Below are 21001 nucleotides of genomic sequence, written 5' to 3' on the forward strand. Positions count from 1 at the left end.
TGGGATACTTACAGGTTAACTACAAAGTATCTGAGTGTGCATTTTCTACCATAGCAAATGGCATTCAAATTGTAGAGCCTTCTGGTAGTACTGCATATTTCCTCACTATACCTTTTACCCCGACATCGTAATTTGCATCAGAATTTGTTGGTCTGATTTTTAAATATGTATGCGGTGCAATGAACGGCATGACAATGAGTGCTGGTATATGCGGCTCTGCATGTAAGTATCCCTGTAATCCGCACCATTCACTTTTAGAGATCTTCCGACATACTGATTATGTCACCTGAGGAGATCGCTATGCGTAAGATCCGATTCACCGATATAGAAGCCGCTGATATCAAAAAAATCAAAGATCTTGAGGACGAGAATCGTCGTCTGAAGCAGATGTTTGCCGATCTGAGTCTGGAATGCCTGGCGCTGAAAGACGTCATCGAAAAAAAACTTTAAAACCAGCGATAAAACGTGAGCTCGCCAACTATCTGACCACGCAGTTTACGATGAGCATACGCCAGGCATGCAGGACGTTATCGCTGAGCAGGACGGTGTTTCGTTATCAACCGGATATGCGACGTGATGAACCGGTGATCCAGAGGCTGACTGAGGCAGCTGAACGCTATCCCCGCTACGGTTTTAAGAAGCTTTTTCAGGTGCTTCGCAGGCAGGGGCACGTCTGGAATCACAAGCGGGTACACCGGATTTACTGTCTGTCAAAACTGAATTTTCGTCGTAAGGGTAAACAACGCCTGCCGATGCGCGATCCGGCTCCGCTGGCAACGCCTGAAGCACTCAACCAAAGCTGGTCGATTGATTTTATGCACGATGCCCTGACATGTGGGCGACGTTTTAGGACCTTCAACGTCGTGGATGATTTTAACCGCGAGGCTCTGGCCATCGAAATTGACCTGAATATCCCGGCCCAACGGGTTGTAAGGGTGCTGGACAAAATAGTGGCAAACCGTGGATATCCGCTGAAAATGCGGATGGATAACGGGCCGGAACTGATATCACTGGCTCTGGCGCAATGGGCTGAAGATCATGGTGTGATGCTGGAATTTATCAAGCCGGGTAAGCCGACGCAGAACGCGTTTATCGAACGGTTTAACCGAACGTACCGGACCGAAATACTGGATTTTTATCTGTTCAGAACGCTGAATGAAGCACGGGAAATAACGGAACGTTGGCTGAATGAATACAACAGTGAGCGGCCCCATGAATCCCTGAATAACCTGACGCCGGAAGAATACCGTCTGATGGCCGAGAACACGGAAATCTCAAAAAGTGTGTGGAACTAAAGCTGGGATACTTACATAAGTACGTGTTCTTCCAACGACTCAAAGAACACGGTGGCGACTACTGGCTAGGTCAGTTTTACGATAACTGGTTCAACTTCGTGATCGAGGAACCGGTATCTCTCAGATATGGCATGGAGGTGTTGAAGACAGTTGCGGGTCAGCATAAAGACATCGAGCGGTTCGATAACAGTCTGAATAACTTCATGCTGAAGAGTGAGTGAAAATGTGATGGGGCATGGTTGAGGCAAAAAATCAACGCGAACTTACATTCTCCATCCTGCAACGAATTTTGGTTTGGGTTACTTATCAGCATGTTATCTGCTCTTAACAGTTATTCTTTATTTTCAGAATATTAAGCCTCATATGATGAAGGTGTCGGTGCAAGTGGGGAGTTGGTTGTTTTAAATAAATGCTTTGATTTTTATTCTTTCAGGCATGCATGGAACAACACCCCTTTATCTGTGATGGGGATTGTATTTCTCATTAATCAGTTTTTTTGAATAATGATTTATGATTGTCTTAATTTTACTCATTGATAGCAATGGCCAACTTTTTGTTGGCCATTAAGCTAATTCACTGTGTCAGCAGTCATCAAACGCTTTGCATACGCTTATCAGATGACCTTTATCTGTATCAATAAAAGCATCTAAAGGAATACCAGGTAAACCTTTGATGAATTCGCTTTTACCATCCTTAACCACTCCGATAATTTGCTGTCTAAATTGTACTGACGTAAATACATCGCTCTTTAATACGCCATTAAGACTTATATAACCATTGTCATTACTACAGACAATGGAATCACTTGAAGCAATTATCGAAATTTTATTTTTTCTAATAATATTTTGTACCGCACTATCATCAACTACAGCACCAGTGCAAGTCTGATAATTTTGTTCGACTTTGAAAGATAATCCCTGCGGAGAGAGAAAATTGATTCCGCTTGGAAGACTATTGTTAGTGTCGGAAGCGGAGAAGCCGCTTTCTATAAAGTAAGGCGCTGAAGATATCCCTTCAATATCCCGTTTGAAAAATATAGACTGATAATTCGACTGTTTACTCGAGACTATGCCCTGTGGGGTGATTCTTAGTTTTATGATATTTTCTGGCGAAACAACGTATCCACATATGGCATTATCATCTATTCCTATGTTTTTGCAGGCGTTTGCATAGAAAAATGAGTTGTCTTCTGAGGTTATTTTAAATATATTTTTTGCGAAGGCTTCAAACCACAATGAATTGAGTTTGCCCTCACTTATCGGAGAATAAATGGGTAGTGAAAACTTTTGCGACCCTATCTGAAGCTTATCCCCAGATTGGAGTGTCTTGTCTTTGAGGGATGTTACACCCCATAATTTTGAAGCAAAGGCTAAGTAGTCCGCATTCTTCCCTGATTTATAATCAGCTACATATTGGTTTTCTTCATTTTCATTTAGGCTCCTGCCGAAGCCAAGAGATTTGGTGTCAGATCCAGAAATATCGAGTACCGTAGGCCATACATCCATCAAAGTACCGGCCGTATTGTTTTTTAAGGATTTAAGCCCCTTTTTAATGATGATGAAATTGTTTCTTCTCAGGTCTTTATTTTTATCGAGCAGTGCGCTCGCATCATTTTCCATCATAAGATGGTCTGATACGAGAACAATAATCGTATTGTCAAAAGATGGGCTGTTGATTATTTTTTTTATGAAATCAGAAAGCAAATAGTCAGAGCATTGAACTGCAGATAACATCGCGTAGTCTGTCTTGATCCCAACTTTATCTTTGCAGTCGGAAAGGAACAAGCCATCAGGTGAGTGTGTATTTACAGTCAGAAATGATAAAAGGAAGGGTTGCTGGGATTTGGACAGACGATTAAATTCCATCCATGCATGATTAAGGAGAACATCATCATGAACCCCCCAACTACTTATCTGTTCAGATGACGCCAGACCATTACTGACAAAGTAATTAAGATCGTCCTGTCTGTTCCAGCCATGTTGCGAAAAGAACTTATCACCGCCTGCAAATTCCTTATCACTACCTCTAAGAAATTCTGTGTTATATCCCTGGTTCGTTAACCATGTCGCCACACAGTTAGCTTTATTCAGAAACTCTGATAAATTCCCCCCAGCATTTCCTTGTGCCATGACTAAGGGTATACCACACTGAGTATTGACCATGCCGGCCATTGTCCAGCCAAAACCCCTGTTGGCTGGTTGGATTATATTGGTGAAGTCTGCATAATTGTCAGCCAGAGCACTGAGGTTTGGCAGGTAATTTTCACCTTCTAAATCACGAAATGTACGTTCTAAACTTTCAGCATAGATGAAAACATAGTTATATTTTTTATCCAGACTTTTATCTGGGGTAATATATTCGTTTTTAACTGCTTCTGGGTTGCCCTTGCTTAAGAAAGATTCCTTCGTTGCGTTGTAGATATTTATTGAAAATGACGAGGAAAAAATAGAAGCAAGTGCCACCAAATACAAAAAGGACGACATTGGCAGATTTAGCGATTTTATTTTTTTAAGCTTGGTAAGGATGCAGTAGATTGTAAGGACTAAAATTATAACTATAAAAAAAGAGGCAACTTTAATTTTGGGGATGAGATCATCTACTGAAACACCTTCTGAACTGTTTTGTAAATGGTAAAAGACAGCGTCATTAACACCGTTGCCTGTGAACATATTTGATATATACCAAAAGGCGAAGGCCAGTAGTGCGACTATCGTCACAGTTGTTTTGGTAACTATGAGTTTTGGTGATGAAATTGTAAATAAAATCAGTAGAGCTAATAGTGAGTAAGTCATTCTAGCGGTTCAACATTTGTTAAGGAATTATGACAGTATGCCACAACTTTGTTTATCAAATAAATGTTAAGCATTATTTGTGCAGATTTTAAGCATGTGAATTTTTCAGATACATAGGGAATCTGTATTAGAAACTTACAAATTTAGAAGGGAAGAAAGGGGGGGCTGAATGGAAAAAACTGAAAAGCATAAATGAGTGCTGACAAACCACATTGCACCGACAGCAAAGGGCGTTCAATGCAAGAACTATCAATAATCGTTATCGATGTCTTTCACTGCCGCTCTCAGTACGTACCAAACTATGAAAACGACAAAAGCTATGATGAGGACTAGGTATATCAAAGCTCATTTCCTTTCTAGAATGTTGAAATTTTTCTATGAGTTCTCGGTTGCTGTTCATAGACTATTGTTCGAATGTTACAGACGAACGTAAAAACATTTGGTTAAGAATAATTACACACCTGTATTATCGACAATATCAGAGCAAAACTTGAGTTGCCGTGAAGAATTGTTGCAAATTATTTAGTTGCGTTATTATTTCAATGTAATGGATTGTTAGACCATTCAAGAAAATATGTTACCTGTGTCACAAAATTGTCCTTTGCTTGTGCAGGTTTATTTGCCAAAATCGCAAAAAAATGGTCCCACCTGCAAAAAGCACCTGTCTAACATGATAATCCGTCCACCGCGTCACTGGTTCCTGCGTTTGTTCGTCTGGCACGGCTCCGTGCTGCCCAGCATTATGTTCCGCCTGAGTTTAAATCTGCTGATGTCACTGGCCGCCATTCTCTGCCTGCCCTGGTATGAGACGCTGGGCGTGAAGCTGACGCTTGCCCCTTTCAGCCTGCTCGGCGTGTCGATTGCGATCTTTTTGGGGTTCAGAAATAGTGTAGCGTACTCGCGTTATATCGAAGCGCGTCAGCTGTGGGGCGGGTTACTGATTGCCTGTCGCACACTGCAAAGTCAGATGATGGCAGTGTGTCCGGGTGAAGCGCCGCGGGTTACCGCGCTGCTGCTGGCTTTCTGCTACAGCCTCAAACATCAGCTGCGGCACAGCGATCCCCGCCCCGATCTGGAGCGTCTGCTCGGGGAGGATGCCGAGGATATTCTTTCACGGCGCGCACCGACCAATATGGTGCAATTGCGGTTGTCGCAGTGGCTGGCGGAGCGTCGGCGCAGCGGGGATATGTCGGATGTGGTGTATGCGCATATGGATACCACGCTGTTACAGCTTTCTCAGGTCGTCGGCGGCTGCGAGCGTATTGTCAGTATGCCGATCCCTTTTGCTTACGGCCTGCTATTGCACCGCACGGTGTATCTGTTCTGCAGTTTGCTGCCGTTCGCGCTGGTGGTGGACTTACATTACATGACGCTGCTGGTGTCCGGCTTTATCTCCTACACGTTCCTTTCTCTTGATACGCTGGCCGAAGAGCTGGAGATGCCGTTTGGTTACGCCAATAACCATCTGCCGATGGACGCGATGTGCACCAACATTGAAATCAATTTACTTGAGATGAATAACCAGACGCAGCTGCCGGACACGCCGATGCCGGATGCGCATTACCGTCTGACATAATTTGTCTGTGTCACGGTTCTGCCAATATTCATAAGACTGTCATAAATACGCAACAAAAATGAAATAGCGTAGACGGGCAACTTCACAATGTCCGTCAGCTATCTCGAGGTATTTATGTCAGTCATTCAGGCCAAATCCCTGCACGAAGCCGAAGACCTGCTGAATTCCGGTATGGTAAAAAAAGTCGAACTGGCTTTTAGTATTAACAGTGATGAGTTTTTTAAACTCGCGCTGGAATGCGGCGACCGCGGTGCCAAAATCACCAAGGGTAAGAATTTTTTTATTATCACACTCAAGAAATGGGTCATTCCCTCCAATGACCTGCCTGCCACCAAAAGCAACGTACTGATGTGATACAGTCTCCATAACACTGCCATGCTGACAGTGTTATGGAGCACTTTGCTACGCCACCGTTTTCATCATAAACACGCTGAGCGGATCCGGTGCCTGCCGGTAGTCGCCAAATGCCTCCGTGCGTGCATACCCGAGTTTCTCATACAGCGTGATGGCTTTTTCCTGAAACACGCCGGTTTCTAAATACAGATCTTTATGCCCCAGCGTTTTGAGCTTTTTCTCCATGGCCTCGATCAGCAACGAGGCAACACCTTGCCCGCGAAACAGCGGATTCACGTACACCCGTTTCATTTCCGCAATGCTATTTTTGGAGATGTACAGACAGGCGCAACCCGCCCAGTCATCATCGACGCGCGCCATAAAACAGGTGATTTCCCCTTCACTGAGCTCCGTGATGTTGACCCCGTAAAAGGATTCCGGCGGGTAGAGCGGGTACTGGTAAGCATCCAGTTCGGCGATAAGACGGGCTAAATGCGGGTGGGCGACATCGGTTTCGAAAATCTGGGCACTCACGGCGTGGGCTCTCATTGCAACATTATGGATTTATATTCTTAACTGAAATCGCACCGAAAACAAGGGACTGGCAGGGCAGCAGCCTGAGTGCAGGACAGGGTAATGTAAGAAAACGGTCATATATGAGGAACTCTTCGCCACGTCTGTCAGAGTTATCTGAATTGATCAAATCATGAGCATTTTATCTGTCTTACCCGTCTCTTTTACCTCATATTCTTCCACTGTAATAAACGGATATAATGCAATAACTCACGGTGAGTAATTCACGTTAAAATGGCGCTGTGAGATAAATGAAACACGTTATAAGTGTTTGAATAAAGGATAAAATCATGACCGTCTATCCTGTTGGCGTTTTTGTCACGCTTACTTTTACACCAGGTTTGTTTGAAGTTGTCGCAATTTTGACTGAGGTATCACCCGTGCAATATCAGGTGATGAATGTGGAAACAGGTAATGTTATCAAAGTGAATGAGAACTATATTCGCGGGATAATAAAACCTTAACTGCATGGCCGGGCAGGGCGCACGTTGCTGCCCGCCCGGCCTCTCACCGACGTTCTGCGTTACCGCCGTCAGTCCGGCATCAGCGCGTTAAAATCTTCCTCGTACAATTCCCGGCATTCCTGAATAAACTCCGGATAACCCAGTTCTGAGGTCTGTACATCGCGACCCAGACGTTTTTCCAGATCCTCGTGAAACCATTCAAACTCTCCGTGCAGAATGCCGGTAAAACCGGTCAGGATGATGCATTGCTGGGGTGTCAATTTGGTCACGTTACGTTCCTTACGCTGAGTGTCTGAAAAGCGTTTTCTGAAAAGTTGTTAAAAGAGAGAAGTGCCTCACGCCGGGTTTCTGCAAAACGACGCAACATGGCCTATCCTCTAATTAATCCTACTGAAAAACAAGGAGTCACCGATGGATCAGGACTTATTCGAACAGGCACCTTTGCCGCTGTTAACCCGTTTTGAGGTGGGTGATCGTGTGAAATTACTCACTTTCCCGGTGGGCGTGCATCCTGCCAGCTATCAGCTGGATGTGGCGATCACCCGTATTCTGGACGGTGAATTTGAAGGGGAGATTGTGCGTATTGCCCCGCTTGGCCGGCAAGGGCACGAGGAGGGGCATTTTAAGCTGGGCGGGCAGGTGGCGTTCTTTGCAGGTAATATTCAGGGGACTGCATCCTGAACCCCTAAAACAAAACCCCGCTTTCAGGGCGGGGTCTTAAGGGACTGCTTACATTTTACTTTGCACTCGTCACATCTGATATAACCGCAGTTACATCATTGGCTTAACGTGTTTGGTGTGTGCCTGGTTTGTCAGTTCATCGGCAGGAATTTTCGAGCAACTGCCACAATAACCGACCAGGTACCATTTTCCGTCAACGCCTTTCTCCGGATTCACTTTGTAACGTTCGTTACGCTTTCCGTAAAACTCACGATCCCTGTGCTGTGATGCATCTTCCCAGAAACACAACGAGAACTGATGGCACGCATCAACATGCCGTTGTCCGTCGCGGCTTCCGCCAACCAGTAAATAATGATATTCCGACATACTGCCTCCTGAACCCCAAATATGATGGGGTAATTGTCCTGACTACAAGGGATCTACCTGGAATTTCGTACCCAAAAAGCAAAACAAGAGAGACAACAAGAGGCGTAACGTACCGCCCGGACATCCTATTTTTTATACGTAAACTATAGAGTAGATCACAGCATTGGGCCGAGAAAAACGCCGAAATGTGATGAGAATCACTTTTTTATTTTTAGATGATTTTTGTGATGTGTTTTAAACCGTTCAGGCTGCTGAAATTGCCGGTTTTTTTCTTGTGGGTTTCGATATCGCCGGTAAATTCTACGCGCCGAATTAGCGGGGTTAATCGTCTCAGCTACCGGCATTGCCGCGGGATCCGCCATGCTACTGTGGCGCTGTTGAATCTTTCACTCCAGCAGGAACAGCAATGGCAGAGAATCAGGTTGTCGATTTGGTCATGTCGGTCAATAAACACGTTGAAGAAACGGCTATGCAACATCTGATGCTGCGCAATTTTATTATTGTGATGTGCCGGAGCATGACCGAAGAGCAGAAAAATCAGGTGAGATGGCAGATGCGCCAGATCCATCAGGTGAGCGATGCAGAATACCGTCAGGGTGATGTGGAGATTTTGGAAAAGACCCGGCGTGATGTGGAAGTGATGCTCGAACTGATCAATTAGGTTTCTTCTTATGTCTGCAATATCTTTGCTGGGCTATCATTAACATCATGATAACCAAAGGGAGATAAAAAATGGGATTCTGGAGAGTATTGATCACCATTCTGGTGCCGCCATTAGGCGTATTGATAGGTAACGGTTTCGGCGGGGCATTTCTGCTGAACATTTTACTGACTTTGCTGGGCTACTTCCCGGGTCTGATCCACGGTTTTTGGGTTCAGACGCGCAAATAACAGCACACAGATTCAAAAAGTATGTTTCTGAAAACCCGGTGAATGCCGGGTTTTCTTTTTGGAAGGTCAGAACAGAGAGAAGAGAAGTACCACCGGAAGGCTCATCGGCCAGGTAAATCCAATAATGCCGGACGTTAACAATCTGATCTTAATCGTATCGCGGCTCACCAGCAGGGTGAACAGCACGGCGATACCCAGCCCGCCCCAGTAAATCGTTTTAATCACTTCCCACCAAACATGCACAACCAACCCCTGACCATTCACAAAAAACCGGCGGGTATGGTAATCCGTTAACATCTGGTAATCAATTATTGTGTGATGTTACGCATGGATTTGCGTTGTGAGCATTTGACATCAATTGTTATTGAACATGACTTGTGCTGGATCAGTGCACTGACAAGGCGCGCAAATGCCCGCGGATGGCGGTAGGCGCGAAACCGAAACGTTTGCGAAAGCGTTCTGCAAAGCGTGAGCCGCTTTCATACCCGACCTGATGCGCGATGTGTGAAATCGCCAGATCCGTGCACTGCAACAGGCGCAGGGCATGCGTCATACGCACGTCTATCATCACATTGCGCAATACGCTGTTTTCCGCCGCCAGACGGCGTCGCAGCATCACCTCATTCATCATCAGTTGTTCCGCCACCTCTGCCGCCGTGAAGGTTTTATGCAGATTATTCACCAGCAATTCGCGCACCCGCTGGGTCACGCTTTCGCTGTGATGCAGGGAATAGCGCACACCGAGTTGTGACAGCCATAATAATTGTTCCAGCATCCGGTGGCGGGTGATCGGCGCAGGCAGGCCGTGATGCCACAAAATGGCGTTATGGGTATCGGTGAAACTTTGCTTGAAGGCGCTGGGGACGTGGGGGATCACCTGCATATGATCGACGGTAATCAGCGGCGGTTTAAATGCCTGAGTGTGCAGGCCGGCATCGGCCAGCAGCGTCGGATCCCATGCCATGATGGCGCAGCTGAACGGGCCGTTATCGGATAACTGATGTTTCAGACCCAGCGTTTGCCCGCTGTTGAGCACCAGCATTTCACCTGTTTGCAGCGAAATTTCCTGATCCTGGTAAGTTATCGTCATACTTCCATTTTGAATCAGGAGTAATTGCGGTTTGTCGATATACACATCTTGAATAAAAAGTTCACTGTGCTGAATAAGCAACGAGGTCGATCCTATTCCTGGGGTGACTTTTATTTTACGTACCATGTTGATGATGCCCGAATATGACGACGACGGCGACCTGCTGTCTGTAATAAACAAACGTTGCGCGACTTTGTTACTAATACAAACCGGTCACCGGTTGAGGCGAAAGTCAGGGAAGGAGACAGAGAGAATTAGCCCTGGCAGCTGTGTGCTCTCTGCCTCTGAAACCTTAGTATGTACAAGAAATATTGGATAAAATAGAACAATATAAAATAAAACAAAAGTAATAATTATTGGCGATCGCCAAACGCGATCGAACGGAGATCTATCTTTCCGTAAGTCATATTCACTTGTTGTTGTCTTGTCGACTGTCCAATCAGCTCGGTCAGTTGATTCATCCGCGCTTGTAATAACGTTTTAATGGTATTTTCATTGTCCAGAATCTGACGCAAATATCGGCGTACTTCATACTGGATAACCATTGATGTGCTTTCTGATACCGGCAACGTGGTGGTCGCTTCCACGGCTTTCAGATAACTGACTTCGAGCTCGACCAGCTCATCCCATTTCTCTTCTTTCGCCAGCCGCAACATCTGCTCGCTTAAAGTCAGGATCAGTTGATATTCATTAACCAGATACTGATGTTGATCCATTATAGTGGTCCTGCGACGGGTGATAGTTTGGGCCGATTTGCCGCCAGGCATCGGCTATATTTTCAAGTAAGCCCAGCACTTCCGTGATGGCTTCTTGGTCGTTGTGTAAATTAGCGTGTAATAAACGACGAACCATATAGGAATAGAGCGCTTCCAGATTATCCACTAAATCAGGATCGCCTTTCTCACGGCTCATTCCGGCTTTCAGTCCGCTGTCGATAATATTAATGGCCTTGGAGAGCGCTTTGCCTTTATCGGCAATATTTCCCTGCTGCATAAAAATGCCGGCACGGATAAGGGCGCTGCGCGCCCCGTCAAATAACATCACCACTAACTGATGTGGGCTGGCACTCATTACGCCACTTTCTAAACCTACCTGTGCGTAGGCCTGGGTTCCTTTAGCGTTATACATAATCTTCTTCCTTACGAACTTGAACTGGACGTGGACATTGCATCGAACTGCTTGGTCAGATAATCCGCCGTGCTGTTGAGCTTCTGGATCGCAACGTCAAGCGCAGTGAACTGCGTTTTATAACGGGCAATGGTGGTGTTGATGCTGTCGTTGACCTTGTTGTACTGGGTGGTCAGCGTTTTCAGCGTGGCGTTAACCGCGGTTTCTGCGTTGGCGATGGTGCCGGTGCTGGCATTCAGGAAACCGCTGTTCAGGTTTGTGATATTGGTCATCACGCCGGTGGTTTTACCGTCGCCCACCATCATCGTCTGCACAGCACTGGTGTTATCGGTCAGCGCGGTTTTCAGTTTTGCGCTGTCAATTTCCAGCTTGCCGGTATCCGGATCGGTGGTGATACCAATATTGGACAGGGAAGTGATAGTGCCGGAACCGGAAGCCGCACCCAGCGCGGATTTCAGACGTGTCTGGATAGTGCGCAGGGCGCTGTCACCCAGCAAGGCGCCGTTGGTGGTGTCCGCGGTGTCCGAGTTAGTCGCGGTCGCGGTGAATTTGGTCAGACTGGTGAAGGTATCCTGCAACGCATTGTAGGAATCAACAAAGGTCTGGATCGCGGTGGTGGCTGTACCGGTGTCTTTGGTCACCGTCAGTGTGGCTGGCGTGGTGGTCGTACCGGTCAGACTTAAGGTAATGCCGTCCTGCGCGTCGCTGATGGTGTTGCTTTGACGTTCCAGATCGATGCCATTGAACGTCAGTTTCGCATTAGCTGCGGCTGCGTTCTCCGTCATCGCGCCAGTGCCGGTGGAAGAGTCATAACCAATAATGTTATTCAACTGGTCATCGCCGGTCACGCTGACGGTCATTTCTGAATTGGTACCGGTGTTATTCGCGCTCAGCACTAATTTGTAGCTGCTGTCGGTGACTTTCACGATACTGGCCGTTACACCGCCGCCGGCTTTGTTGATCGCATCGCGAACACCGGTCAGGGAGGTTTGTGAATCGGTCAGGTTAATGCTCAGCGGTTTACTGCCATCGCCCTGGCTAATGGTCAGTGTACGGGAGTTACCGGTGGTCGTGGCGCCCAGCGCAGTGGTGTTGCTGGCTTGTGTGGCAGAAACTAAAGACTGAGACGAGGCGAGGCTGGTCACAGACAGGGAATATTTGCCTGGGGCGGCACCGGCGGACGTCGTGGCATTGAATGCCGCTGTGTTGTTCGATGTGGCTGTGGTCGCGCCGTAAGTATTCGTCGATGACAACGCGGTCGCAGCGTCAGCAAAGGTCTGCAATGCGCTTTGCATCGTGCCATAGGCTGTTAATTTGGCGCTGTAGCTGCTTTGCGCGGCGCTGATAGGGGTCAGGCGTGCTTTTTCTGCGGTCGTCAGGTTAGCAAGCAGGGTATTAAGGTCTAAGCCTGAACCGATGCCTAATGAAGAAATAGTGGCCATATGTATCCTTTACGGGTTGTATAAGAGTCTTTAAGCCCTATCGGCACGACGGAGAAAAAGTTTAATGGATTGCAACAAAAAGTAATGGCGTGAATAGCCGGTATAAGGAGGGGTAATTCTCAAAGTAAGAAAGTGAGCTTTTTTGAGAAATAATTCTAAAGGTTGCTGGAGTATCGCCGATACAAGTTTGGACGGTGATGAACGCCGTGGGCAATAAGCCCGAACCCCTTAACCAGACTTTGAAGGAATACACTCATGGGTCAAGTAATCAATACCAACACGCTGTCTCTGATGACTCAGAACAACCTGAACAAATCCCAGTCTGCACTGAGCACCGCAATCGAGCGTCTGTCTTCTGGTCTGCGTATCAACAGCGCGAAAGACGATGCAGCGGGTCAGGCGATTGCTAACCGCTTCACTTCAAACATCAACGGTCTGACTCAGGCTTCACGTAACGCCAACGACGGTATCTCCGTTGCGCAGACCACTGAAGGTTCACTGAGCGAAATCAACAACAACTTACAACGTATTCGTGAGCTGTCCGTTCAGGCTGCTAACGGCACCAACTCCGATTCCGACCTGACCTCAATCCAGGACGAAATCACATCCCGTCTGTCTGAAATCGACCGCGTATCTGGTCAGACTCAGTTCAACGGCGTGAACGTATTGGCTTCTAACCAGACCATGAAAATCCAGGTTGGCGCAAACGACGGTCAGACTATCGACATCGACCTGCAGAAAATTGACTCCACTACTCTGGGTCTGAACGGTTTCTCTGTTTCTAAAAACGCACTGAAAACCAGCGATGCTATCACTCAGGTTGGCGCAAGCGGCTCCCTGAAAGATGTTAACCTGTCTTCTGCTGCAACTTCTCTGGGCCTGGACGCAAGCAAACTGTCTCTGAAAAACGTTCAGACTGCAGCTGGCGCAGCGACTGCAACTTACGTTGTTTCTGATGGTACCAACAACTATGCAGCTTCTGTAGATGATACTACTGGTGCTGTAACACTGAACACCACTGATGTTTCTTACACTGACACGACTAACGGTGTGACTGCAGGTACTCAGACTGGCAAACTGGTTAAAGTTGGCGCTGATGCTACTGGCGCAGCAGTGGGTTATGTTTCAGTACAGGGTAAAGACTACAAAACTGCAGCTGCTGCTATCGTTGACGGCGGCGCTACCGGTACTGCAAACGTTGCCAGCACCATCGGTGATATCTCTGATGCTGCTAACGCCAATGCTTATACCGGTACTGCAACTTCAGACCCACTGAAAGCAATCGACGCTGCAATCGCTAAAGTGGACACCTTCCGTTCATCTCTGGGTGCGGTTCAGAACCGTTTCGATTCTGCCATCACCAACCTGGACAACACCACGACTAACCTGGCATCTGCACAGAGCCGTATTCAGGATGCTGACTACGCGACTGAAGTTTCTGCAATGTCTAAAGCGCAGATCCTGCAACAGGCTGGTACTTCAGTATTGTCTAAAGCTAACCAGGTTCCTCAGTCCGTACTGACCCTGCTGCAAGGCTAATTTTTCGGATAACCCGAAAAACACAGTCCAACCCCGCCTCGGCGGGGTTTTTTTTAACCAAAACTTACGATTATTCTGAATCCCTTCTTCGCGCCGGCTGGTATAATTTAGGATAATCTTTATGTTTTGATCACAAAATGAGCTATTGTGAGCGGCGTACAAAAGGGTGCCGCGAGGACAATGTTCGAGACATAATCAAAATAGCCGCGCTTTTTTGTCCTTATTCTGCCGATTGAACAGGGTTTCCACTGTCACAATGATACAGACCCTTAATTTTACAGGTTACGACAGTGAGCGATCTGTATACCGCCGACGGCGTGATAGACAAAAATTCTTTGTGGCAGCGCTATGTACCGCTGGTGCGCCATGAAGCCCTGCGTTTGCAGGTACGGCTTCCCGCCAGCGTAGAGCTTGATGATCTACTGCAAGCGGGGGGCATCGGCCTGTTAAATGCGGTTGAGCGTTTTGATGCAATGCAGGGTACGGCGTTTACCACTTACGCCGTCCAGCGAATTCGCGGGGCGATGCTCGATGAGCTGCGCAGCCGCGACTGGGTGCCGCGCAGCGTCAGACGCAATGCGCGTGAAGTCTCCCAGGCGATGCATCACGCAGAACAACGTTTAGGGCGACCACCGAGTGAAGGAGAGGTGGCGCAGGCGCTGGATATTCCCATCGAGGAATACCGGCAAATACTGATGGATACGAACAGCAGCCAGTTGTTTTCTTATGACGAGTGGCGTGAAGAGCACGGCGATTCAGCCGAGGCATTGATGGAAGGGCACGAAGAGGCCAACCCGTTACATCATCTGTTGGAGGGCAATTTACGCCACCGGGTGATGGAAGCTATCGATGCGTTACCAGAACGGGAAAAGTTAGTTCTTACGCTTTACTACCAGGAAGAGTTGAATTTAAAAGAGATCGGGGCAGTGCTGGAAGTCGGGGAATCCCGCGTAAGCCAGCTGCACAGTCAGGCGATTAAGCGATTGCGAACGCGCCTGGCTAACGACCACTGATCCGCTTTTTCCTGGCCGGTTATACATTTTATGTCCCTTATCAGGAATAAATTTATGCCAGCGGGAATCAAAACAAGGCCTTTAAGCCGTTATCTTAAAGATTTTAAACACAGTCAGACTCACTGCTCACAGTGCGCAAAAGAACTCGACAGGATGGCGCTGGTGTTTCGCGGGCAAATCATTAATAAAGAGGCCATCGCTAAGATGGACCAGCCTATTGATGATGACGTGTGGCAAAACCTGTCGCAAGAACTGACCGCTCTGTGTCGTTTTTGCAGTGAGATTAGCTGTAACAGCCATTCGTCGTATTTTGACATTATGGCGTTTAAGCAATATCTGTTTGAACAGACTGAAATGAATCACAGCACGGTGCGCGAATACGTTGTCCGCCTCCGCCGTCTGGATGACATCCTGTCTGCCAATAACTATCCTCTCGATAAACTGAAAGGGGACAGTATCCACCAGCGGATCATCAGTGATCTGCCGGTGGCGGCGCATGATAACTACCGTATTGCCTTGCGCAAATACGATCAGTATCTGGCCTGGCAGAAATCAGCCTGAGACTGTTCAGCACAGACTGACGAAGTAACACCACAAACAGGTTCCTCCGGGAGCCTGTTTTTTTGTCTACAGTTTGTATACATTCTTTATATACTTCATCATTACGCTCCTTTCATATCCTAATAATCCACATTTACGGTTTCGCTCAGCGATGCGGCTGCGCGTCAGGGGAACATTGTGCCTGCTAAAATTTCATTGCTTAAAAACCGGCTGGATGCCTTTGATCGTCTCGATTTACTGGGTAACAGCACCCCGCTGGAGAAATTACACCGCCTCTCAGAACATCTGGGGCGCGATATTTACATCAAACGTGATGACGTCACGCCGCTGGCGATGGGCGGTAACAAGCTGAGAAAACTGGAATATCTGGTGGCCGATGCGCTGGCAGAAGGCGCAGATACGTTAGTCACCGCAGGCGCGATTCAGTCTAACCACGTTCGTCAGACCGCCGCTGTGGCAGCGAAGCTTGGCCTCAAATGCGTCGCGCTGCTGGAAAATCCTATCGGCACGCAAGAAGCTAACTATCTGACCAATGGCAACCGTCTGTTGCTGGATCTGTTTAACGTCGAAGTGGTGATGTGCGATGCGTTGCACGACCCGATGGCGCAGCTGGCAGAGCAGGCAGAGCGTCTGGAAGCCCAGGGTTTTCGTCCGTACATCGTGCCGGTGGGCGGCTCGAACGCGCTGGGTGCGCTCGGATATGTTCAGTGTGCGCTGGAAATCGCCGAGCAGTCCTCGGCCAGTTTTGTGGATTTCAGCGCCGTCGTGGTTGCATCCGGCAGCGCCGGAACTCACGCGGGGCTGGCAGTCGCCCTCAGCCATCTGATGCCGGACACGGCATTGATTGGCGTTACAGTGTCACGTAAAGCGCATGGGCAACGTCCGAAAGTCGAGGCCATTGCGCGGGAAGTGGCGGCCCGTTTAGAGTTTGACGACACATCGCCAACGATTGTTTTATGGGATGAGTATTTTGCGCCGCGCTACGGTGAGCCTAATGACGCCGGAATGGCGGCGATCAAACTGCTGGCAGAACAGGAAGCGATGTTACTTGATCCGGTTTACACCGGCAAAGCGATGGCGGGGCTACTTGACGGTATTGAGCGCGGATTGTTCCCGGACGAAGGCCCGATCCTGTTTATTCACACCGGCGGGGCTCCGGCACTCTTTGCTTATCACCCTTTTGTATAGGCATGACTTATCGTTGTGATGGGTGGAAAAGAGGGTGTTGATGGCTTAACGTGTGCTTATTCCATTTTGAGCTAAGATTATAGAATTATATTCCTGATAACTGTTGCGGCGGGTGCTACTGTGCGCAAATTCATTGGGTATATAACGTTTTATAATTAACTATAAATGAGGTGAATATGATTTTTTCTACACTGCGTCGTCGTTTACTTCTGGGTGCTGTCGCCGTCTCGCTGACTGCCGGTATGGTCAGCAACAGCTTCGCCGATGAAGGTTTACTGAAGAAAGTTAAAGAGCGCGGCACGCTGATCGTCGGGCTGGAAGGCACCTATCCTCCGTTCAGTTTTCAGGGTGAAGACGGCAAACTGACCGGTTTTGAAGTGGAATTTGCAGATGCGCTGGCGCAGCACATGGGCGTGAAAGCTAAGCTGCAACCGACCAAGTGGGACGGTATGCTGGCTTCCCTGGAATCTAAACGTATCGACGTGGCGATTAACCAGGTGACGATTTCCCCGGAGCGTCAGAAGAAATATGATTTCTCCACGCCGTACACCGTTTCCGGCATTCAGGCGCTGACCAAAAAAGGCAATGAGGCCAATTTTGCTAAACCTAAAGATCTGAAAGGTAAGAAAGTAGGCGTGGGTCTGGGCAGTAACTACGAGCAGTGGTTGCGTGAAAATGTTCAGGGCGTGGATATTCGTACCTATGATGATGACCCGACAAAATACCAGGATCTGCGCGTAGGCCGTATCGACGCCATTCTGGTGGACCGTCTGGCCGCGCTGGATCTGGTCAAGAAAACCGGCAATACCTTAGCCGTTGCGGGTGCGCCGTTCTCCCGTCTGGAAGCAGGCGTGGCGTTGCGTAAGAACAACCCGGAACTGCTGGCTGCGATTAACAAAGCCATTGCTGATATGCAGAAAGACGGCTCACTGACCAAGATTTCTGAAAAATGGTTCGGGGCTGACGTCACCAAATAATCGCTCACTATGACCGGGGCGGCATATAACGCCGCCCCGGATCCATTCAGAGCGAACATCCAGAAGGTCTTTATCGGATGCAAGAAAGTATTCAACTGGTGCTGGATTCAGCACCATTTTTATTGAAGGGCACCCTGTTTACGCTCCAGCTGAGTCTCGGCGGGATGATTTTCGGGTTATTACTGGGCTTTATGCTGGCGCTGATGCGCCTTTCGCGTTTCTGGCCGCTGTCATGGCTGTCACGTTTTTACGTGTCCGTGTTTCGTGGTACGCCGCTTATCGCGCAACTGTTTATGATTTACTACGGCCTGCCGCAGTTTGGCATTGAGCTGGATCCTATTCCGGCTGCCATGATCGGCCTGTCGCTTAATACCGCGGCTTACACCTCTGAAACCCTGCGTGCGGCGATTTCGTCGATCGAAAAAGGGCAGTGGGAAGCTGCTGCCAGTATCGGCATGAACCCGTGGCAGACGCTGCGCCGCGTGATTTTACCGCAGGCCGCCCGCACCGCGCTGCCGCCGCTGGGCAACAGTTTTATCGGTCTGGTGAAAGACACCTCACTGGCGGCGACCATTCAGGTGCCGGAACTGTTCCGCCAGGCGCAACTGGTCACCTCGCGCACGCTGGAAGTGTTCACCATGTATCTGGCCGCCTCGATCATCTACTGGGTGCTGGCGACCGTATTATCCTTCCTGCAAAACCGTCTGGAAGACCGCGTTAACCGTCAGGATCAGGAGCCTTCATGAGTACCATTGACGTTAAGCAACTGACTAAGAAATTCAACGGCCAAACGGTATTGCACGGTATCGATTTGCAGGTCAACGCTGGCGAAGTTGTGGCGATTATTGGCCCAAGTGGTTCCGGTAAAACCACGTTGTTGCGCAGTATCAATTTGCTGGAAGAGCCGGACGGCGGCACCATCAAAGTGGGCAACATCGAAATTGATGGCAACAAGCCCATCAGCAAACAAAAAAACAAAGTCCGTGAACTGCGTCAGCAGGTCGGGTTTGTCTTCCAGAACTTTAATCTGTTCCCGCACCGTTCCGTGATGGAAAACATCATTGAAGGGCCGGTCATCGTGAAGGGTGAACCGAAAGAGAAAGCGATAGCCGCCGCGCGCAAGCTGCTGGAGAAAGTCGGCCTGAGCGGCAAAGAGGATGCTTATCCGCGCCGTTTATCGGGCGGCCAGCAACAACGTGTGGCGATAGCCCGTGCACTGGCGATGGAGCCTGAAGTCATTTTGTTCGACGAACCGACCTCAGCCCTCGACCCGGAACTGGTTGGCGAAGTGCTCAACACAATCCGCGCCCTGGCGCTCGAGCACCGCACGATGGTGATCGTCACTCATGAAATGAGCTTTGCGCGAGACGTAGCGGACCGGGCGATCTTTATGGATCAGGGGAAGATCGTCGAGCAGGGGCCTGCGAAGGAGTTGTTCTCGAATCCGCAGCACGCGAGAACTAAGCAGTTTCTGGAGAAGTTCCTCGCCCACTAAATTCAAAACCTTGGGCTGCCACCCAAACTGGCTTTAAGGTCAAGACCTTGGGTTGCCACCCAAACGGGCCTTAAGGTCAAGACCTTGGGTTGCCACCCAAACCGGCCTTAAGGTCAAGACCTTGGGCTGCCGCCCAAACTGGCCTCAAGGGTGGTCTGTCGCCACCACCCTTGAGAATCCCGGGCTCTTTAAAACACGTGCCATGCATCCAGGCTCCGTTTCAGAAACTCCTCCTATTGCCGCAAAATCCCGCCGCTGCGCGGTTCCCTCCGGTCGGGTTACAACCCGCGCAAAAATCCTCGCGGTTTTCCACCTCTTCCTGCGGCGTGATTTTTGAACGCGGCCAGAGGCTTTTAAGGTCACAACTTCACCTGCTCAGGATGAGAAAAGTAAACAGCTTGCCATCATTTCAAAACAACCCGGACAGTTCCTCCCCTTTGCCGTGGAGGAGCAAAAAATCCCCAAAAAAAAGCCCCGAAAAAATTTTCGGGGCTTTCCAAATTCTCACACCACTCCAGGCCTTACGCTTAGTTGATTTGAACCGGCATCCCGGCACGCATCTCAATCGCACGCTGAACCACAGTCTGATTCACACTCGGATCCATCGCCACGGCATTTGAACTGCCCGTCAGGCTGATTGGAATCGGTTGCTGGGAATCAAATTCTTCCTGGTTGGAAGACAGCGGGTTATGGATTTCAACATAACGCTTGCCGTCTGGCTCAACCGTGGCTTTCACCGGCTCGTTAATGAACTGAACGCGGGTGCCCTGCGGCACGTTGTCGTACAGCCATTTGATGTCAGCATCACGCAGACGCACACAACCGTGGCTCACGCGCAGACCGATACCGAAGTTAGCGTTGGTGCCGTGAACGGCATACAGACGTCCCACGTACAGCGCGTACAGACCCATCGGGTTGTCCGGGCCGGCAGGGAAGACGGCTGGCAGGAATTCGCCGCGTGCCGCGTATTCTTCATGCATTTTTGCCGTTGGTGTCCAGGTCGGACCGGCTTTTTTACGCTGAACAGTGGTCACCCAGTTAAGCGGGGTGTCTTTACCCAGTTCGCCGATACCGATTGGCAGAACAACGACGGTATTGGTGCCTTTCGGGTAGTAGTACAAACGCATTTCTGCGCTGTTGATGACAACACCTTCATGCGGCGTATCCGGCAGAATTAACTGCTGTGGGATCGTCAGCACAGTGCCAGGGGTTGGCAGGAACGGGTCAACGCCAGGGTTAGCTTCAAGCATGTTGCTCAAACCCATCTGGTATTGCGCTGCAAAATGTTCCAGAGGCAGGCTGCTGCCTTGTGGAACAGTGACCGTGATATTTTCACCGATCAGACGACCATTGTTCGCCGGAAGAGGATAAACCACAGCAAAAGATGCCTGGCTGTATGCAGCAACTGCCAAAACCAGGGTAACTATCGCGCGAATGCTCATTTTCATATTTTCGTTGGTCGTTAATGCCACACTGGCAGTTGTTGTCAGGATGTTGATTTCCCCCCGGCCTGCTTTCAACCGGAGGAACAGTGTACGTTCACAGGCACTTTAATGAGACTCAGTATGTGTAACGAATCACATTTCAGGGTCGCTAA

At 48.8% G+C, this 21001-nt stretch carries 23 protein-coding genes and 1 pseudogene; 14 read left to right on the top strand and 10 right to left on the bottom strand.

Annotated elements, in window-relative coordinates:
• Positions 1 to 306: 306 nt before the first annotated feature.
• Positions 307 to 1295 (top strand): annotated as a pseudogene (locus ED901_RS04640) (IS3 family transposase); the annotation flags it as partial.
• Between the two features lie 581 nt (positions 1296 to 1876).
• Here ED901_RS04640 and ED901_RS04650 read toward each other — a convergent pair.
• Positions 1877 to 4087 (bottom strand): phosphoglycerol transferase I, encoded by a 2211-nt coding sequence (locus tag ED901_RS04650; RefSeq protein WP_122095059.1) that lies wholly within the window; start codon positions 4085 to 4087, stop codon positions 1877 to 1879.
• Between the two features lie 670 nt (positions 4088 to 4757).
• Between ED901_RS04650 and ED901_RS04655 the strand changes: the two genes are divergently transcribed.
• Positions 4758 to 5663 (top strand): bestrophin family protein, encoded by a 906-nt coding sequence (locus ED901_RS04655; RefSeq protein ID WP_122095061.1) that lies wholly within the window; start codon positions 4758 to 4760, stop codon positions 5661 to 5663.
• 114 nt (positions 5664 to 5777) lie between these two features.
• Positions 5778 to 6017 carry a hypothetical protein gene (locus ED901_RS04660; protein WP_056771880.1) on the top strand — a complete coding sequence of 80 codons (240 nt, stop codon included), beginning with the start codon at positions 5778 to 5780 and terminating at the stop codon, positions 6015 to 6017.
• 48 nt (positions 6018 to 6065) lie between these two features.
• Here the strand turns inward: ED901_RS04660 and ED901_RS04665 are convergent, their stop codons facing one another.
• On the bottom strand, positions 6066 to 6530 hold the full coding sequence (locus tag ED901_RS04665) for a GNAT family N-acetyltransferase (RefSeq protein ID WP_122095616.1): 465 nt from the start codon (positions 6528 to 6530) through the stop codon (positions 6066 to 6068).
• Positions 6531 to 6859: 329 nt separating this feature from the next.
• Between ED901_RS04665 and ED901_RS25040 the strand changes: the two genes are divergently transcribed.
• On the top strand, positions 6860 to 7033 hold the full coding sequence (locus ED901_RS25040; protein ID WP_162997812.1) for a hypothetical protein: 174 nt from the start codon (positions 6860 to 6862) through the stop codon (positions 7031 to 7033).
• A gap of 68 nt (positions 7034 to 7101) precedes the next feature.
• Here the strand turns inward: ED901_RS25040 and ED901_RS04670 are convergent, their stop codons facing one another.
• Positions 7102 to 7302, bottom strand: a complete 201-nt coding sequence (locus tag ED901_RS04670) for a hypothetical protein (protein WP_056769906.1) — start codon at positions 7300 to 7302, stop codon at positions 7102 to 7104.
• 142 nt (positions 7303 to 7444) lie between these two features.
• Between ED901_RS04670 and ED901_RS04675 the strand changes: the two genes are divergently transcribed.
• Positions 7445 to 7714 carry a hypothetical protein gene (locus ED901_RS04675; protein WP_056769909.1) on the top strand — a complete coding sequence of 90 codons (270 nt, stop codon included), beginning with the start codon at positions 7445 to 7447 and terminating at the stop codon, positions 7712 to 7714.
• A 90-nt stretch (positions 7715 to 7804) separates the two neighbouring features.
• Here the strand turns inward: ED901_RS04675 and ED901_RS04680 are convergent, their stop codons facing one another.
• The gene (locus tag ED901_RS04680) at positions 7805 to 8080 is read right to left on the bottom strand and encodes a hypothetical protein (RefSeq protein ID WP_056769912.1); all 276 of its coding nucleotides are present in this window, start codon (positions 8078 to 8080) and stop codon (positions 7805 to 7807) included.
• A gap of 406 nt (positions 8081 to 8486) precedes the next feature.
• On the opposite strand from ED901_RS04680, the gene ED901_RS04685 reads away from it, so the two are divergent.
• Complete coding sequence (locus ED901_RS04685) at positions 8487 to 8741, top strand: hypothetical protein (RefSeq protein ID WP_056769914.1); 255 nt, start codon at positions 8487 to 8489, stop codon at positions 8739 to 8741.
• Positions 8742 to 8812: 71 nt separating this feature from the next.
• Positions 8813 to 8971: a YqaE/Pmp3 family membrane protein gene (locus tag ED901_RS04690; protein WP_072158030.1), complete on the top strand. Its 159-nt coding sequence runs from the start codon at positions 8813 to 8815 to the stop codon at positions 8969 to 8971.
• A 66-nt stretch (positions 8972 to 9037) separates the two neighbouring features.
• On the opposite strand, the gene ED901_RS04695 is transcribed toward ED901_RS04690, so the two are convergent.
• The 5 genes from ED901_RS04695 to fliD form a co-directional block, all read right to left on the bottom strand.
• Positions 9038 to 9214, bottom strand: coding sequence for a GhoT/OrtT family toxin (locus ED901_RS04695; protein ID WP_013575783.1), 177 nt, complete (start codon positions 9212 to 9214; stop codon positions 9038 to 9040).
• Between the two features lie 142 nt (positions 9215 to 9356).
• Positions 9357 to 10061: an AraC family transcriptional regulator gene (locus tag ED901_RS04700; protein WP_238485097.1), complete on the bottom strand. Its 705-nt coding sequence runs from the start codon at positions 10059 to 10061 to the stop codon at positions 9357 to 9359.
• A 353-nt stretch (positions 10062 to 10414) separates the two neighbouring features.
• Entirely contained in the window at positions 10415 to 10777 is a 363-nt protein-coding gene (gene fliT, locus ED901_RS04705; protein ID WP_122095064.1) for a flagella biosynthesis regulatory protein FliT, read from the bottom strand.
• Positions 10752 to 11189 (bottom strand): flagellar export chaperone FliS, encoded by a 438-nt coding sequence (gene fliS, locus ED901_RS04710; protein ID WP_122095066.1) that lies wholly within the window; start codon positions 11187 to 11189, stop codon positions 10752 to 10754. Before fliS ends, fliT begins: the two co-directional genes overlap by 26 nt.
• Before the next feature lie 11 nt (positions 11190 to 11200).
• Positions 11201 to 12631, bottom strand: coding sequence for a flagellar filament capping protein FliD (fliD, locus tag ED901_RS04715; protein WP_122095068.1), 1431 nt, complete (start codon positions 12629 to 12631; stop codon positions 11201 to 11203).
• Positions 12632 to 12886: 255 nt separating this feature from the next.
• On the opposite strand from fliD, the gene ED901_RS04720 reads away from it, so the two are divergent.
• From ED901_RS04720 to tcyN, 7 genes are all read left to right on the top strand, one after another.
• Positions 12887 to 14170 (top strand): FliC/FljB family flagellin, encoded by a 1284-nt coding sequence (locus ED901_RS04720; RefSeq protein WP_122095070.1) that lies wholly within the window; start codon positions 12887 to 12889, stop codon positions 14168 to 14170.
• Between the two features lie 290 nt (positions 14171 to 14460).
• Positions 14461 to 15183, top strand: a complete 723-nt coding sequence (locus ED901_RS04725) for an RNA polymerase sigma factor FliA (RefSeq protein WP_056769937.1) — start codon at positions 14461 to 14463, stop codon at positions 15181 to 15183.
• Positions 15184 to 15237: 54 nt separating this feature from the next.
• A complete protein-coding gene (gene fliZ / locus ED901_RS04730) occupies positions 15238 to 15744 on the top strand; it encodes a flagella biosynthesis regulatory protein FliZ (protein ID WP_056769939.1) in 507 nt (168 codons plus the stop codon).
• 177 nt (positions 15745 to 15921) lie between these two features.
• Positions 15922 to 16932, top strand: a complete 1011-nt coding sequence (locus tag ED901_RS04735) for a D-cysteine desulfhydrase (RefSeq protein WP_122095072.1) — start codon at positions 15922 to 15924, stop codon at positions 16930 to 16932.
• Between the two features lie 176 nt (positions 16933 to 17108).
• Positions 17109 to 17909 (top strand): cystine ABC transporter substrate-binding protein, encoded by an 801-nt coding sequence (tcyJ, locus tag ED901_RS04740; protein WP_122095074.1) that lies wholly within the window; start codon positions 17109 to 17111, stop codon positions 17907 to 17909.
• A 77-nt stretch (positions 17910 to 17986) separates the two neighbouring features.
• Positions 17987 to 18655 carry a cystine ABC transporter permease gene (gene tcyL / locus ED901_RS04745; protein ID WP_056769946.1) on the top strand — a complete coding sequence of 223 codons (669 nt, stop codon included), beginning with the start codon at positions 17987 to 17989 and terminating at the stop codon, positions 18653 to 18655.
• Positions 18652 to 19404 (top strand): L-cystine ABC transporter ATP-binding protein TcyN, encoded by a 753-nt coding sequence (gene tcyN / locus ED901_RS04750; protein WP_056769950.1) that lies wholly within the window; start codon positions 18652 to 18654, stop codon positions 19402 to 19404. Before tcyL ends, tcyN begins: the two co-directional genes overlap by 4 nt.
• Positions 19405 to 19931: 527 nt before the next feature.
• On the opposite strand, the gene ED901_RS04755 is transcribed toward tcyN, so the two are convergent.
• Complete coding sequence (locus ED901_RS04755; protein ID WP_056771888.1) at positions 19932 to 20852, bottom strand: L,D-transpeptidase family protein; 921 nt, start codon at positions 20850 to 20852, stop codon at positions 19932 to 19934.
• Positions 20853 to 21001: the final 149 nt, after the last annotated feature.

Source organism: Rahnella sp. Larv3_ips (assembly GCF_003697865.1).
GTDB lineage: Bacteria > Pseudomonadota > Gammaproteobacteria > Enterobacterales > Enterobacteriaceae > Rahnella > Rahnella rivi.

What these genes read in the sequence shown, in the direction of transcription:
- ED901_RS04650 (WP_122095059.1), bottom strand. Translation starts at nt 4,087, where the DNA reads ATGACTTACTCACTATTAGCTCTACTGATTTTATTTACAATTTCATCA.
- ED901_RS04655 (WP_122095061.1), top strand. Translation starts at nt 4,758, where the DNA reads ATGATAATCCGTCCACCGCGTCACTGGTTCCTGCGTTTGTTCGTCTGG.
- ED901_RS04660 (WP_056771880.1), top strand. Translation starts at nt 5,778, where the DNA reads ATGTCAGTCATTCAGGCCAAATCCCTGCACGAAGCCGAAGACCTGCTG.
- ED901_RS25040 (WP_162997812.1), top strand. Translation starts at nt 6,860, where the DNA reads ATGACCGTCTATCCTGTTGGCGTTTTTGTCACGCTTACTTTTACACCA.
- ED901_RS04675 (WP_056769909.1), top strand. Translation starts at nt 7,445, where the DNA reads ATGGATCAGGACTTATTCGAACAGGCACCTTTGCCGCTGTTAACCCGT.
- ED901_RS04680 (WP_056769912.1), bottom strand. Translation starts at nt 8,080, where the DNA reads ATGTCGGAATATCATTATTTACTGGTTGGCGGAAGCCGCGACGGACAA.
- ED901_RS04685 (WP_056769914.1), top strand. Translation starts at nt 8,487, where the DNA reads ATGGCAGAGAATCAGGTTGTCGATTTGGTCATGTCGGTCAATAAACAC.
- ED901_RS04690 (WP_072158030.1), top strand. Translation starts at nt 8,813, where the DNA reads ATGGGATTCTGGAGAGTATTGATCACCATTCTGGTGCCGCCATTAGGC.
- ED901_RS04700 (WP_238485097.1), bottom strand. Translation starts at nt 10,061, where the DNA reads ATGACGATAACTTACCAGGATCAGGAAATTTCGCTGCAAACAGGTGAA.
- fliT (WP_122095064.1), bottom strand. Translation starts at nt 10,777, where the DNA reads ATGGATCAACATCAGTATCTGGTTAATGAATATCAACTGATCCTGACT.
- fliS (WP_122095066.1), bottom strand. Translation starts at nt 11,189, where the DNA reads ATGTATAACGCTAAAGGAACCCAGGCCTACGCACAGGTAGGTTTAGAA.
- fliD (WP_122095068.1), bottom strand. Translation starts at nt 12,631, where the DNA reads ATGGCCACTATTTCTTCATTAGGCATCGGTTCAGGCTTAGACCTTAAT.
- ED901_RS04720 (WP_122095070.1), top strand. Translation starts at nt 12,887, where the DNA reads ATGGGTCAAGTAATCAATACCAACACGCTGTCTCTGATGACTCAGAAC.
- fliZ (WP_056769939.1), top strand. Translation starts at nt 15,238, where the DNA reads ATGCCAGCGGGAATCAAAACAAGGCCTTTAAGCCGTTATCTTAAAGAT.
- tcyJ (WP_122095074.1), top strand. Translation starts at nt 17,109, where the DNA reads ATGATTTTTTCTACACTGCGTCGTCGTTTACTTCTGGGTGCTGTCGCC.
- tcyL (WP_056769946.1), top strand. Translation starts at nt 17,987, where the DNA reads ATGCAAGAAAGTATTCAACTGGTGCTGGATTCAGCACCATTTTTATTG.
- tcyN (WP_056769950.1), top strand. Translation starts at nt 18,652, where the DNA reads ATGAGTACCATTGACGTTAAGCAACTGACTAAGAAATTCAACGGCCAA.
- ED901_RS04755 (WP_056771888.1), bottom strand. Translation starts at nt 20,852, where the DNA reads ATGAAAATGAGCATTCGCGCGATAGTTACCCTGGTTTTGGCAGTTGCT.